11 protein-coding genes are annotated in these 12,698 nt (G+C 67.8%); 3 read left to right on the forward strand and 8 right to left on the reverse strand.

The features are described 5' to 3' along the window. Positions 1–59: 59 nt before the first annotated feature. From IEX05_RS05030 to IEX05_RS05045, 4 genes are all read right to left on the reverse strand, one after another. Positions 60–959, reverse strand: coding sequence for a glycine betaine ABC transporter substrate-binding protein (locus IEX05_RS05030; RefSeq protein ID WP_188700271.1), 900 nt, complete (start codon positions 957–959; stop codon positions 60–62). A 97-nt stretch (positions 960–1,056) separates the two neighbouring features. After that, positions 1,057–1,965 (reverse strand): glycine betaine ABC transporter substrate-binding protein, encoded by a 909-nt coding sequence (locus tag IEX05_RS05035; protein ID WP_188700272.1) that lies wholly within the window; start codon positions 1,963–1,965, stop codon positions 1,057–1,059. Positions 1,966–2,057: 92 nt separating this feature from the next. Next, positions 2,058–3,017, reverse strand: a complete 960-nt coding sequence (locus IEX05_RS05040) for an ABC transporter permease (protein ID WP_188700273.1) — start codon at positions 3,015–3,017, stop codon at positions 2,058–2,060. Next, complete coding sequence (locus tag IEX05_RS05045) at positions 3,017–4,333, reverse strand: quaternary amine ABC transporter ATP-binding protein (protein ID WP_308423400.1); 1,317 nt, start codon at positions 4,331–4,333, stop codon at positions 3,017–3,019. The genes IEX05_RS05040 and IEX05_RS05045 overlap by 1 nt, the downstream gene beginning before the upstream one ends. A 277-nt stretch (positions 4,334–4,610) precedes the next feature. On the opposite strand from IEX05_RS05045, the gene IEX05_RS05050 reads away from it, so the two are divergent. Beyond that, on the forward strand, positions 4,611–5,864 hold the full coding sequence (locus IEX05_RS05050; RefSeq protein WP_229661132.1) for a SufS family cysteine desulfurase: 1,254 nt from the start codon (positions 4,611–4,613) through the stop codon (positions 5,862–5,864). Then, positions 5,861–6,301 (forward strand): Fe-S cluster assembly sulfur transfer protein SufU, encoded by a 441-nt coding sequence (gene sufU / locus IEX05_RS05055; protein WP_188700275.1) that lies wholly within the window; start codon positions 5,861–5,863, stop codon positions 6,299–6,301. The genes IEX05_RS05050 and sufU overlap by 4 nt, the downstream gene beginning before the upstream one ends. Positions 6,302–6,307: 6 nt before the next feature. On the opposite strand, the gene IEX05_RS05060 is transcribed toward sufU, so the two are convergent. After that, on the reverse strand, positions 6,308–7,120 hold the full coding sequence (locus tag IEX05_RS05060) for an acyl-CoA thioesterase (RefSeq protein ID WP_188700416.1): 813 nt from the start codon (positions 7,118–7,120) through the stop codon (positions 6,308–6,310). Positions 7,121–7,174: 54 nt separating this feature from the next. Between IEX05_RS05060 and IEX05_RS05065 the strand changes: the two genes are divergently transcribed. Beyond that, positions 7,175–7,837, forward strand: a complete 663-nt coding sequence (locus IEX05_RS05065; RefSeq protein ID WP_188700276.1) for a DUF8185 domain-containing protein — start codon at positions 7,175–7,177, stop codon at positions 7,835–7,837. Positions 7,838–7,985: 148 nt separating this feature from the next. Here the strand turns inward: IEX05_RS05065 and IEX05_RS05070 are convergent, their stop codons facing one another. The 3 genes from IEX05_RS05070 to pepN form a co-directional block, all read right to left on the reverse strand. Further along, positions 7,986–9,554 carry an HNH endonuclease signature motif containing protein gene (locus IEX05_RS05070; protein WP_188700277.1) on the reverse strand — a complete coding sequence of 523 codons (1,569 nt, stop codon included), beginning with the start codon at positions 9,552–9,554 and terminating at the stop codon, positions 7,986–7,988. A 74-nt stretch (positions 9,555–9,628) separates the two neighbouring features. Next, a complete protein-coding gene (locus IEX05_RS05075) occupies positions 9,629–10,024 on the reverse strand; it encodes a globin (RefSeq protein ID WP_188700278.1) in 396 nt (131 codons plus the stop codon). A 1-nt stretch (position 10,025) separates the two neighbouring features. Beyond that, positions 10,026–12,581 (reverse strand): aminopeptidase N, encoded by a 2,556-nt coding sequence (gene pepN, locus IEX05_RS05080; RefSeq protein WP_188700279.1) that lies wholly within the window; start codon positions 12,579–12,581, stop codon positions 10,026–10,028. Positions 12,582–12,698: the final 117 nt, after the last annotated feature.

The following is a 12,698-nucleotide window of genomic DNA, read 5'->3' on the forward strand; positions in this document are numbered from 1 at the left end:
GCGTCCGTCGCACGCGAACAACGCCCCGAGGATCATCCTCGGGGCGTTGTTCGCGTCTCCTACTCGATGATCCAATCGAGCTTGCCCGCATGGTCGGCGACCCACTGATCGATCGCCTCCGGCTGTTCGCCCGCGCCGAACTCGTTCACGACCGCGTTCTCGAGCGCGCCGTACTGCGCGTCGTCGAGTTCGATCTGTCCGATCAGATCGGCAGCCTCCGGGAACTCCTCGCTGAAGCCCTTGTGCGCCATGAAGTGCAGGCCCTCGGTCGCTCCCATGCCCTCCTCGGGGTCTTCGAGGTCCTTCAGGCCGTACGCGTCATAGGCCCAGAACGGCCGCCACAGCGTGACGACGATATCCTCCTGGTCTGCGACGGCGCTCTCGAGTGTCGCGAGCATCGCCGCCAGCGACGACGGGACGAGCTCGTACTCGCCGCCGAGGTCGTACGCGGGGAAGAGATTCTCCTCCGCCATGGTGGCGGTGCCGGAACCGGGCTCGATCGTGTAGATCTTTCCGCCGAAGCGGTCGGCCTGGCCTCGGAGGTCCTCAACGGAGTCGATATCGACGTAATCCGGAACGGCGAGGGTACCGTGCGCGTTGCCATAGTACGTGCCGAGGTCTTCGAGGTCGTCACCGTACTTCTCGATGTACTGCGCCTGCGAAATGTCCGACCAGGCGGACGGGTAGACATCGACCGTTCCCTCCGCGAGAGCCGTGTAGAGGACGGCCGGCGAGGAGAGCTCCTCGAGCTCGACCGTGTAGCCGAGTTTCGTCAGTTGGTCCTCCAGCAGGTAGGCGTTGTTGACTGCGTCGGTCCAAGACGGGAGGAACCCAACGGTCACGGTTCCCAGGTCGTCGCCGTCGGCCGAGGCGGCGTCCTCCTGCGAGCACGAGGAGAGAGCGCCGGCGGTGACCACCACGAGGACAGTCGTGGTGAGCAGACGTGCGGGGCGGTTCATGTGTGTCTTCTTCCGTATCGATGTGCGTGCGAAACGACGGGGCGCCGCAGTGCGAGATTGCGACGCCCCCGTTTGAGCTGTGTGTATCGGCCCGGGCTTACTCCTGCACCCAGTCGAACTCGGATCCGTGATCGGCGAGCCATGCGTCGACGGCACCCTCGGGGTCATTGTCGTACTCGTCGCTCGTGACGAGACCCTCGAGCGAGCCGTACTCGTCATCGGTGAGCGTGATCTCGCCCATGAGCTCGGCGGCCTCCGGGAACTCCTCGGTGAAGCCCGCGTGCGCCATGAAGTTCAGCGTCTCGGGCTCTCCCATGGCGCCCTTCGGGTCTTCGAGGTCCTTCATGTCCCAGTCGTTGTATGCCCAGAAGGGGCGCCACAGCGTCACGACGACGTCTTCCTCGGCGGCGATGGCGCTGTCGAGCGTCGCGAGCATGCCCGCGGTCGACGAGGTGACGAGCTGGTACTCGTCCTCGAGGCCGTACGCCGGGATCATCGACTCCTGTGTCTGCTTCGTGAGGCCCGCGCCGGGCTCGATGCCGATGATCTCGCCGTCGAAGCGATCGGCCTGCCCCTTGAGGTCGTCGAGCGAGTTCACGTCCTCCATGTAGGTGGGGACGGCGATCGTGAGAACCGCCCCGTCGTAGTACGCGCCGAGGTCCTCGAGGTCGTCGCCGTAGGTCTCCATGTAGGAGGCGTGGGTCACTTCGGGCCACGCCGACGGGAAGACATCGATGCTGCCCTGTGCGAGCCCCGTGAACAGGGGGCCGGCCTCGGAGAGCTCCTCCAGCTCCACCTCGAAGCCGCGCTTCTCGAGCTGGTCCTTCACGAGGTAGGTCATGCTGAGGCCATCGGTCCACGAAGGCAGGAAGCCGAGCGTTACGGTGCCCTTGTCCGCGGCGGTGCCGGCGTCGCCGCCGTCGCCCGCGTCCGATGCGCAGCCGGCGAGCGCGAGGCTCGCGACGGCGCCGAGGCCGATCATGCTGACGAGGGTGTGCTTCTTCATCACGGTGATTCCTTTCATCGGTGCCGTGCGGCACCGTGCGTTTCCTGGTGAGGGAGGGTTCCTGGTGAGGGAGGGGTTCTGGTGAGGGAGGGTCAGACGAGTTCGCGGGCGCTGCCGGCGGGCATCGTCGACGCTTCCGGGCTGGAGGGCGCGGCGTCCGCACGTGCGTCGCGCGCCGACGCGCGGCGGCGGGAGAGTGCGCCGAGTAGGGATCCGCGGTAGCTCGATGGCGCACCGGCTGCGGCCGTGACGCGGTCAAGGTAGACGGCGATAAAGACGACGCCGAGGCCCGCCTCGGCCCCCTTCGCAACGTCGATCGTCGCAAGGGCGGCGGCGACCTCCTTGCCGAGGCCGTCGGCGCCGGCCATGCCCGCGATCACTGCCATCGAGAGGGCGAGCATGATCACCTGGTTGACGCCCGTCATGATCGTTGGCATTGCCTGGGGCAGCTGGATGCCCCGCAGGATCTGCCCGGGTTTCGCGCCGAACGCGTGACCCGCTTCGACCGTCTCGGCGTCTACGCTGCGGATACCGAGCTCCGTCAGTCGCACACCCGGGGGGAAGGAGAAGATCACGGTCGCGATAACGCCCGGAACGACACCGATGCTGAAGAACACGATGACCGGGATCAGGTATACGAGCGCGGGCATCGTCTGCATGAAGTCGAGCACCGGCTTGACGGCGGCGCTGACGGCATCGTTTCGCGCCGCCCAGATTCCGACGGGGATCGCGATCGCCACGGTAACGAGCGCCGCGATGAGCACCAGGGCGAGGGTCTGCATCGTCGTCTCCCACTGGTCGACGCCAATGATGATGAGGAACATGACGACGGTTCCGACCGCGAGCTGCCACGAGCGCACGAGCCATCCGATGAGCGCGAGGACGACGATCATCGCCAGGGCGGGCGGTGCCGTGAGGATGTCCGAAAGGCCTTCGACGAGGAAGCTCACGACCGTCGAGATGAGGTCGAGGACGGCCTTGAGGTTGTCGCGGACCCAGTCGACGACGTCGGAGACCCAGACCCCGATGGGGAGATGAAAATTCTCGAGCATCAGCGGGCCTCCTCGTATCCCAGGGCGGATGCGGCCAGCGGCTCGCCGTCTTCGCTCGCCTCGAGCACCTGGTCGATGACGGTGGTGGGCACGGGCTGTGCCGGGATGGTGATCTCCTCGGTCGCTCCCGGCCCGGGGCCGAGCGCGGCGAGCAGGGTCACGCGTGGGATGACGCCGACGAGGCGACCGTCCGCGTCAGTGACCGCGACGGCGAGCTTCGACTCGACGGAGGGGATGAAGAGGTCCATGAGTACGTCGTCGGCGCCGACGGTGACGGCGTCCTTCCGGATGATGCTCGCGATCGACCGCTCGCCCTTGCGGACCAGTTTGATCGCGTCGCGATCCTCGATGGTGCCCACGAGGGTGCGGTTGCGGTCGACGACGTAGGCGGCGCTCGAGTACGCGTCGCGCATCGTTTTCAGGGCGGTGCGGGGCCCGGCGCTGTCGGCCACGACCGTGATCGGCTTCTCCATCACATTCGCGGCCGTGAGGACGCGGGCGCGATCGACGTCCTGCACGAACTGTTCGACGTAGTCGTTCGCGGGGTCCGTGAGGATGTCCTCCGGGGATCCGATCTGCACGATGCGGCCGTCGCGCATCACGGCGATCCGGTCGCCGAGGAACATGGCCTCGTTGAGGTCGTGGGTGATGAAGATGATCGTCTTGTGCAGCTTCTGCTGCAGTTCGACGAGCTGTTCCTGCATTTCGCGGCGGATCAGCGGATCCAGAGCGCTGAACGCCTCGTCCATCAGGAGGATGTCGGTGTCGGCCGCGAGCGCGCGGGCGATGCCGACGCGCTGCTGCATGCCACCGGACAGCTGCTTCGGGAGCTTGTCGCCCCAGCCCGCGAGGCCGACGAGGTCGAGGATCTCGCTCGCCCTCGCTTCGCGCTCCGCCTGTCCGATGCCCTGCAGCTCGAGGGGATAGGCGACGTTGTCGACCACCGTGCGGTGGGGGAGCAGCGCGAAGTGCTGGAAGACCATCGAGATCGATGTGCGTCGAATCTCGCGAAGTTTCTTGTCGGAGATCGTCGTGATCTCCTGTCCGTTGATCTGCAGCCGTCCGGCGGTGGCGTCGTGAAGGCCGTTGATCATGCGGATCAGGGTCGACTTCCCGGATCCGGAGAGCCCCATCACGACGAAGATCTCGCCCCGTCGGACCTCGAAGGAGGCGTCGATCACGGCCGCGGTCGCGCCGTCGAGCTGTTCCCGCGGGGTGCCGTTGCGGAGTCTCTCGACGGCGTCGTGGGTGCGACGGCCGAAGACCTTGTATAGGCCCTCGGCGCGAACGAGCACGTCTGTATCTGTATCGGTCACGTGTATGTGTGCTGCCGGCGCGCACGGGACGCAGCTTGCGCGCTCAGCCCTCGGTAGATGAATTGCTTCTCACCGCTGCGGCCGTGTCGTACGCGTTCACCGCGGATGGTACAGATTGACGTTCTGCGTGTCGACAATCTGACATATCCAGCGTACGCACATCTGCGTCGAAGATGAAATTCAGCGTGTCGGTGGGCATCGCGCCCGCTCTCGCGCCCCTGTCATCTCGGTGCGCGAAGATAGGAGGAGACACTCGCAACCTGTGATGGAGTTCTCCATGCCACATGCCCTCGGCGCCACCGTCCGCGCTGACTTCCCGTTCTTCGCGGCGCACCCCTCGACCGTCTATCTCGACACGGGCGCGACGAGCCAGCGACCTGCGCGCGTGATCGATGCCGAAGCGGAGTTCGTGCGGCGCGACTACGCGGCCGTGCACCGCGGATCCTCGATGGCGACGGGCGAGGCCACGTGGGCCTTCGAGAGCGCGCGCGAACGCGTCGCCGCCTTCGTGGGCGCCGGTGAGCGCGAGATCGTCTGGACGCAGAATGCAACGGACGCCCTGAACATGATCGCGCTGGGTATGGCTGACGCGTCGATGGGGCTCGGCGACGAGCGATTCGCGCTGCAGGCGGGCGACGAGATCGTCATCACCGAGGCAGAGCACCACGCGAACCTTATTCCCTGGCAGCGGCTGGCCGCGAAGACCGGGGCGGTGCTGCGGTGGGCAAGCGTCGACGAGCGCGGCCTCTGGACGCTCGACGGCATTCGTGAGCTCGTGGGTGAGAAGACCCGCGTGATCGCGTTCGCGCACGTGTCGAACGTGACGGGGCAGATCGCGCCCGTCGCGGACATCGTGGAGCTCGCTCGGGGCGTCGGAGCCGTCACGGTGCTCGATGCCTGCCAGTCGGCGCCACACATGCCGCTCGATCTTCATGACCTCGGGGTGGATTTCGCGGCGTTCTCCGCCCACAAGATGCTCGGACCGACCGGAATCGGCGCGCTATACGGTCGGGCGGAGCTGCTCGACCTGCTTCCGCCGGTGCGCACTGGCGGATCCATGATCACCGTCGTCTCGATGGAGGCGGCCGAGTTCCTCCCAGCGCCGAATCGCTTCGAGGCCGGCACGCAGGCCGTGAGTCAGGCCGTCGGCTTCGCTGCCGCGGTGGAGTACCTCGATGGCCTCGGGATGGCGGCCGTGGCGTCGCACGAGCACGAGATCGCGCAGGCGCTCGTCGACGTCGTCGAACGGACGCCGGGCGTTCGCCTGATCGGACCCGCCGCGGGGGAATACAGGGCGGCGCTCGCGAGTTTCATCGTCGACGGCGTGCACGCGCACGACGTCGGCCAGTTCCTCGACGATCGGGGAATCACGGTGCGCACGGGACACCACTGCGCGCAGCCCCTCCACCGGGCGCTGGGAACGGCGTCGTCGACGCGCGCGAGCGCCGGCGTCTACTCGACGCTCGACGACGTGGCGGCGTTCGGCGCCGCGCTGGCAGAAGTACGCGATTTCTTTGGAGCGGATCGATGAGCAACGCGCTCGAGCAGATGTACCAGGAGCTGATCCTGGACCACGCCAAGTCACCGGAGGGCAAGGGCGACCCGTCGGTGCACCCGTTCACGCACCACGAGCTGAACCCCTCCTGCGGCGATGAGATCACGCTCGGCATCACTGTCGAGGACGGCCGGATTGCCGGGCTCGCCTGGGACGGCGACGGATGCAGCATCTCGATGTCGTCGGCATCGATCATGAGCGAACTGCTCGAGGGGGCCACGCGTGAGGACGCGTTGCGCCGCATCGACGAGTTCCGCGAAATGATGCGATCGCGCGGTGCGGTTGCGCCGACGGAGGAGCTCGGCGACGCGGCGGCGTTCCAGAACACCGCCAAGTACGTGATGCGGATCAAGTGCGCGATGCTCGCGTGGGTTGCGCTCGAGGCCGACGTGCGCGCGTCACTCGTCGCCTGACGCGGCTCACACCCCGGGCAGGCGCAGCATGATCTCCTGGGCGGTGCTCGCGACCAGCGCGCCGTCCTGCGTGTAGAAGCGGCCGGTGTTCATGCCGCGGCCGCCCTGCGTTGACGGCGATTCGTTGACGTACAGGAGCCACTCGTCGACGCGCGCGAAGCGGTGCCACCAGATGGCGTGATCGAGGCTCGCCGACTTGATGCCGGGCACGCGCCAGGTGACGCCGTTCGCGCGCAGTGACGGCTCCTGGATTGAGAAATCACTCATGTAGGCGAGGACGGCGCGGTGGAGGGCCGGGTCGTCCGCGAGCGGCTCGCGCACCCGCATCCAGGTCGCCTGAGTTCCGGATCCGTCGGCCGGCAACGGGATGCGCCTGGCCTCGATCGGGTTCGAGCGCAGCAGGAAGAAGGAACCGGCCATGTCGTCGCTCGGGTCGATGTCGTCGGGCCCCGGGACGCGGGGCGCGGGCATCTGGTGATCGAGGCCGGAGTCGTCGGTCTGGAACGAGATGATGCCGCTGAAGATGGGTGTGCCGTTCTGGTAGGCCTGCACCCGCCGGCGAGAGAATGACCGTCCGTCGTGGATCCGGTCGACGGCGAAGGTGATCGGGAGGTTCAGGTCGCCCGGCCGTAGGAAATAGCCGTGCATCGAGTGCGGGATGTGCCCCTCCGTGACGGTCGCGGCGGCGGCCACGACGCACTGCGACACCACCTGTCCGCCGTATACGCGGCCCGTGGGGATGGGGTGGGAGCCGCCGACGAAGATGTCCTCGCTCGTGCGGGCGCCCGTGTCCTCCAGCCGCAGCACCTTCAGCATCATCTCGACGGGCTTGTTCAGATCGATCTCGAGGGTCACGTGCCTAGTCTAGAAACGATGAGTGAGCGACTGGTGATGGCGGATCCCGAATCTGCGCGTGATGTGTTGACCTTCGCGGGGCGCGCATCCCGTGCCGGAGAGGACGGTGTGCGGATCCAGGCGGCCGCGGGGACGCTCGTGATGACGGCCGCGGCGCTCGCGCCGCGAGGCTTGTTGGACCGGACGCCCACGGTGCTCGCGATGCGCATGTTGCGCGCGGATCCGCAGCTTCAGTGCGATTTCGTCGTCGCGTCGCTCGAGGCGGGAGGCGAACCGCAGAGCCTGACGCTGCCGGATGAGGCGATCTCGCCGGCCTGGGCCGGGGTGGCGCCGCCACGCGCGGGATGGGCGGACGCGGGCGAGATCGACGCGGCAACCCTGGCGAACAGGGCTCAGTGGGGTATCGCCGCCGTCGCGCACCAGCTCCCGGATAGCCCGGGCGAGGACGCTGTGCGGGCCGTACGGGGATCGGTATGGGGACAGCCCGACGAAGATCTGCTGGGCCTGCCCCTCGGCGTCGCCTTTGCGGCCTTCACCTTTGGTTTCGTCTCGGGTGAGGAGCGGGCGCGTGTATTCACGGCCGGACGATGGACGCGCGTCTCGCTCGCGCGAGGCCACGTACTCTCGCGCGGCCCCGCCGTGAGCGGGCTGACACCGGTGCGACCCACCGGGACGGCGTAACTGGAGCGTTCGCGACCGCGGTGCGGTCTCCTCGGCTCGTGGGCTCGTCGTCGGGTGCCGACGGAGACCTGCGTCGCGGGTGGATGCGGGGCACCCTCGATCGTCGCGATCGATGCCGTGTGCGACCGCCGAGGAGCAGGCGTGCCGGCTAGTCGGAGATCCATGGCGGTGGGTCGGGTCGGTCCTCGGCGCGGGCTGGTGCCGGACCCCATGGGGAGGACGCCGGGTTCGGTTCGACTGTGGGTTCTTCCCGGAAGTACACCCGGCTCGGTGGCTCGGTCTCGTATACGGCCCCGGACGGGCTCGTCCACTCGATGACCCCGTCGTCAAGTTGCTTCATCTGCCAGTCGGACTGGTGCTTCATCACGTGGTGCGCCTCGCAGAGACACGCGAGGTTAGACATCGTCGTTCGGCCACCTTCGGCGAAGGCATGCGTGTGGTCGATGTCGGTGCGGCGTGCGGGGGTGGTGCAGCCGGGGAACCGGCAGGTGAGGTCTCGTCCGATGAGGGCGCGTTTCTGCCAGGCGGTGGGCCGGTAGTGGTCGATGTGTTCGACGATGCCGGTGCCTGGCCGGTAGAAGAGCCTGTCCCACCCCGGTGAGGCACCGGCGAGGTGTCGGGCGGTGTCGGGGGAGATGAGGGTTCCGGCGTCGAGCCAGGCGGTCCCGTCGTCGGGGTCGAGGATCATGGTCGCGGGGATCGTGATCTGCACCTCGGCGCGGATGTGGGTGAGGGTCTCGGTGGTGCCGGCCCGGTGGAGGTCGTGTCCGGTGGGTTCGGCGCCGAGGAGGAGATCGATGAACAAGTCGGTGCGGAGCTGATCGAGGGAGCGGTGATCAGTCGCTGCCGTCACAGCCTCCGGGGTGAGAGCGCCCGCGCGCGCTCCGCCAGTGCTGGTTTCGGGCACGGTGCCATCGGCAGCAGCATCGCCGCCGCCGGCCGCGACGTCGCCGGCCGCGCGGGAGCCCCGCACATCCCGGCACGCACACCCCTCCACGACACACTCCGCACCCACGCCATGCCCGACCGTCCGCCGGTACTGTTCCCGCACCCCGGCCCGGTCGTGTTTCACGGTCTTCGCGAGTCTCGTCAACCGGTCATACACTGCGTGAAGTTCCAGGGACGGCCCGTTCATGCGCAGTGCGCTCATGCCGTCGTCGAGGTCGGTGATCGACACGAACCGTCGCTCCCGGGCACGCTGATGTCGTTCCCGGGGTGAGAGGTCGGCCATCTCCGCGGCCCGTTTCTTCGCCACCCGAGACAGCTCACCCGGCGTCATGGTCTCCGCAACCGGAACCGTGGCAGAGTCGAACGCCGCCCGCGCGTCCGGGTGAAGCGCGCCCCCGGCATCGGTGATCACCCGTGCGTGCTTCGCGGAGATCGTGCCGCTCGCGAGCGCGTCGAACGTCGCCGGGAACCGCAACGTCAGGGTTTCGGCGTCTTCCATGGCGTGTTTCGCGGCGACGGGATGCGTGTGGGTGGCGGCGGCGATGTCCGCGGCCATCGCGCGGCGGGCGTAGTCGATGCCGTCCCGGTTCGGGGAACGTTCCCCGGAGGCGTGGGCGATGCCGGCGAGGCGGGTGAGGCTGCGGGCTTTGAGGGCTTCGAGGCGGGCGATGGCCCGGTCGTAGCGGGCGATGTCGCCCACGAGCAGGGCCGTGACCATGCGCTCTACCGGGTCGAGCCCGGTGAGCGAGGAAGCGGCGTCGCTTGTCATATTCCCAGGCTAGAAACAACCTCTGACAAACGAACCCTCGCTCCACCGAAAAAGCGAAGAAAGATTCGAAAGTTCTACGCGTCGAAGGAGTTCACGAGGGAGTGCGCCGCGCGATCGAGATAATCCCACAGCACGTCGCGATGCATCGGTGACAACCCCGCCTCGTCGACCGCGGTACGCATGCAGGCCAGCCAGCGGTCGCGGGCATCCGGGTTCACCTTGTAGGGCATGTGCCGCATACGCAGGCGCGGATGGCCGCGCGTCTCGCTGTACGTCGTCGGCCCACCCCAGTACTGTTCGAGGAACAACAGCAGCCGCTCCGCCGCGGGCCCGAGGTCTTCCTCGGGGTACATCGGCTTCAGCACCTCGTCGCGCGCGACCTCGCGGTAGAACGCGTCGACAATGCGCCGGAATGTCGGGCGGCCGCCCACCTCCTCGTAGAAGGTGGGCGAACCGTCCGAGGGGCGCATGTCAGTCTTCCTCGGCGTCGCGCGCCTGCGCCGTCAGCGCGCGCTCGACGCCCGCGAGGTTCTCCGCCACGATGCGTCGGAGCGCCGCCGGAGCCTCGGAGTTGTCCGCCAGCCACTGGCGCGTGACGTCGCGCAGCTCGACGTTCGCAAGCGGGGCCGGGTAGAGCAGCTCCACAAGGTACGACGCGATCTGGAAGGTGCGCTCGTTCCACACGCGCAGCAGCATGTCGAAGTAGCGCGTGACGAAATCGTTCAGATCCTCGCGCGTGGCCGGATTGACGATGCCGGCCGCCGCCGAACGAAGGACGGTGTTCGGGACCGAGTTCGTGTCGACGAGCGCAGACCACTCGATCAGCTTGCTCTCGACGCCGGGAAGGGAGGCGCGGGCCTGCGCGGCCATCTCCGCGCCCTTCGACGTGTTGTCCGCCTCGAGGGCGGCCGCGATGTCGTCTCGCGTGACCTTGCCACCCGCGGCGAGGGACACGAGAAGCTGCCACGACAGGTCCTGGTCGATCTCGAGTCCCTCGAGCACCGTCCGTCCGTCGCGCAGCGCCGCGACGCGCTCCCAGTGCGCAACGCGCGAGGCGGCCTGCGCGAAGGCGGTGGCGAGCTGCAGCTGCATGTCGCTACCCGCGGCGGATCCGGTCAGCAGGTTCCAGAGTCCATCGGCGACCTGCGCGCGCGCGAAGTCGCGGTTCTCGGGATCCGTGTACGAATTCGCCGCGAGGCGCACCTGCGCGAGCGTGGTGCGGATGGTCGTCGACTCGGTCTCCGAACCGAGGCCCGCCAGCACGAGCTGGATGTAGTCGCGGGCGGCCATCTCGCCGTCGCGGGTCATGTCCCACGCCGCGCCCCACACAAGCGAGCGCGCCAGCGGATCCTCGATCGCCGAGATGTGCGAGATCGCCGTCTCGAGGCTCTGCGGATCGAGGCGGATCTTCGCGTAGGCGAGGTCGCCGTCGTTCAGAAGCACGAGCGCCGGGCGCTCGGCGCCGACGAGCTCCGGAATCTCGGTGAGGTCGCCGTCGATGTCGACCTCGACCTCGCGGGTGCGCACCAGCGAGCCGCCCTGAAGCTCGTAGAACCCGATACCCATGCGGTGGGGACGGATCGTCGGGTAATCGGCGGGCGCGGTCTGCAGCACGGCGAAGCGCGTGATCTTCCCGTCGACGTCCGTGTCGATGACGGGGGAGAGCGTGTTGACGCCCGCCGTCTCGAGCCACTTCGCGCTCCACGCCTTCAGGTCGCGACCGCTCGTGGCCTCGAGCTCGACGAGGAGATCGCTGAGGGTGGTGTTCTGGTAGGCGTGCTTCCGGAAGTACGCGCCGACGCCCGCGAAGAACTCGTCGATGCCGACGTACGCCGCGAGCTGCTTGAGCAGCGATCCGCCCTTGGCGTAGGTGATGCCGTCGAAGTTCACCTGCACGTCTTCGAGGTCGTTGATCGTTGCCACGACGGGGTGCGTCGACGGCAGCTGGTCCTGGCGGTATGCCCAGGTCTTCTCCATCGCGTTGAAGGTCGTCCAGGCACCCTCCCACTCGGTGGCCTCGGCGGTCGCGATCGTCGACGCCCACTCGGCGAACGACTCGTTCAGCCACAGGTCGTTCCACCACTTCATCGTGACGAGGTCGCCGAACCACATGTGCGCGAGCTCGTGCAGAATCGTGACGACGCGGCGCTCCTTGACGGCGTCCGTGACCTTGCCGCGGAAGACGTAGGTCTCGGTGAACGTCACGCAACCGGCGTTCTCCATTGCGCCGGCATTGAACTCCGGCACGAAGAGCTGGTCGTACTTCGCGAAGGGGTAGGGGACGCCGAACTTCTCCTCGTAATAGGCGAAGCCCTGCTTCGTCTTCTCGAAGACGTAGTCTGCGTCCATGTACGGCCAGAGGCTCTTACGAGCGAACACGCCGAGCGGGATCGTGCGGCCCTCGCTGTTGACGAGTTCGTCGCGGATCTCCTCGTAGGGCCCCGCGACGAGCGCCGTGATGTACGACGAGATGCGCGGGGTGGGCTCGAAGCCCCACGTCGCCGCGACACCGTCCTCATGGGGGATCGGTTCGGGCGTCGGCTGGTTCGAGACGACCTTCCAGTTCTTCGGCGCCGAGACCGTGAACTGGAACGTGGCCTTCAGGTCGGGCTGCTCGAACACGGCGAAGACGCGGCGCGAGTCCGGCACCTCGAACTGCGTGTAGAGGTACACCTCGCCGTCGACGGGGTCGACGAAGCGGTGCAGGCCCTCACCGGTGTTGGTGTACTCGCAGTCGGCGTCGATGACGAGTTCGTTGTGCTCGGCGAGGTCGTCCAGTGCGATGCGAGAATCGGCGAACACGTCCGAGGGCGAAAGCTCGCGGCCATTGAGTGTCACCTCGCGCACCTCGCGCGCGATGAGGTCGATGAACGTCGACGAGCCGGGGGCGGCGTCGAAGCGCACCACGCTGCGCGATCCGAACACCTCCGCGCCCTTCGTGAGGTCGAGCGAGACTTCGTAGCTGTGGGTGTTGACGACGGCGCGACGGGCCTCCGCCTCGGCGCGGGTGAGGTTCTCTCCAGGCACTTCGATTGCTCCCATGAGGTTGTCGGGGGGATCCGCCCGCGCACGTGTGGCGCCGCAGGCAACTCGTCCAGCCTACGACTCCCTCGTGTGACTTCGCCGTGTCGCCGCGCGTTCGTG

Source organism: Microbacterium nanhaiense (assembly GCF_014646015.1).
GTDB lineage: Bacteria > Actinomycetota > Actinomycetes > Actinomycetales > Microbacteriaceae > Microbacterium > Microbacterium nanhaiense.

Excerpts from the sequence above, each read along its gene's own strand:
- IEX05_RS05030 (WP_188700271.1), bottom strand. The coding sequence starts at position 959 with ATGAACCGCCCCGCACGTCTGCTCACCACGACTGTCCTCGTGGTGGTC.
- IEX05_RS05035 (WP_188700272.1), bottom strand. The coding sequence starts at position 1,965 with ATGAAGAAGCACACCCTCGTCAGCATGATCGGCCTCGGCGCCGTCGCG.
- IEX05_RS05040 (WP_188700273.1), bottom strand. The coding sequence starts at position 3,017 with ATGCTCGAGAATTTTCATCTCCCCATCGGGGTCTGGGTCTCCGACGTC.
- IEX05_RS05050 (WP_229661132.1), top strand. The coding sequence starts at position 4,611 with ATGCCACATGCCCTCGGCGCCACCGTCCGCGCTGACTTCCCGTTCTTC.
- sufU (WP_188700275.1), top strand. The coding sequence starts at position 5,861 with ATGAGCAACGCGCTCGAGCAGATGTACCAGGAGCTGATCCTGGACCAC.
- IEX05_RS05060 (WP_188700416.1), bottom strand. The coding sequence starts at position 7,120 with ATGATGCTGAAGGTGCTGCGGCTGGAGGACACGGGCGCCCGCACGAGC.
- IEX05_RS05065 (WP_188700276.1), top strand. The coding sequence starts at position 7,175 with ATGAGTGAGCGACTGGTGATGGCGGATCCCGAATCTGCGCGTGATGTG.
- IEX05_RS05070 (WP_188700277.1), bottom strand. The coding sequence starts at position 9,554 with ATGACAAGCGACGCCGCTTCCTCGCTCACCGGGCTCGACCCGGTAGAG.
- IEX05_RS05075 (WP_188700278.1), bottom strand. The coding sequence starts at position 10,024 with ATGCGCCCCTCGGACGGTTCGCCCACCTTCTACGAGGAGGTGGGCGGC.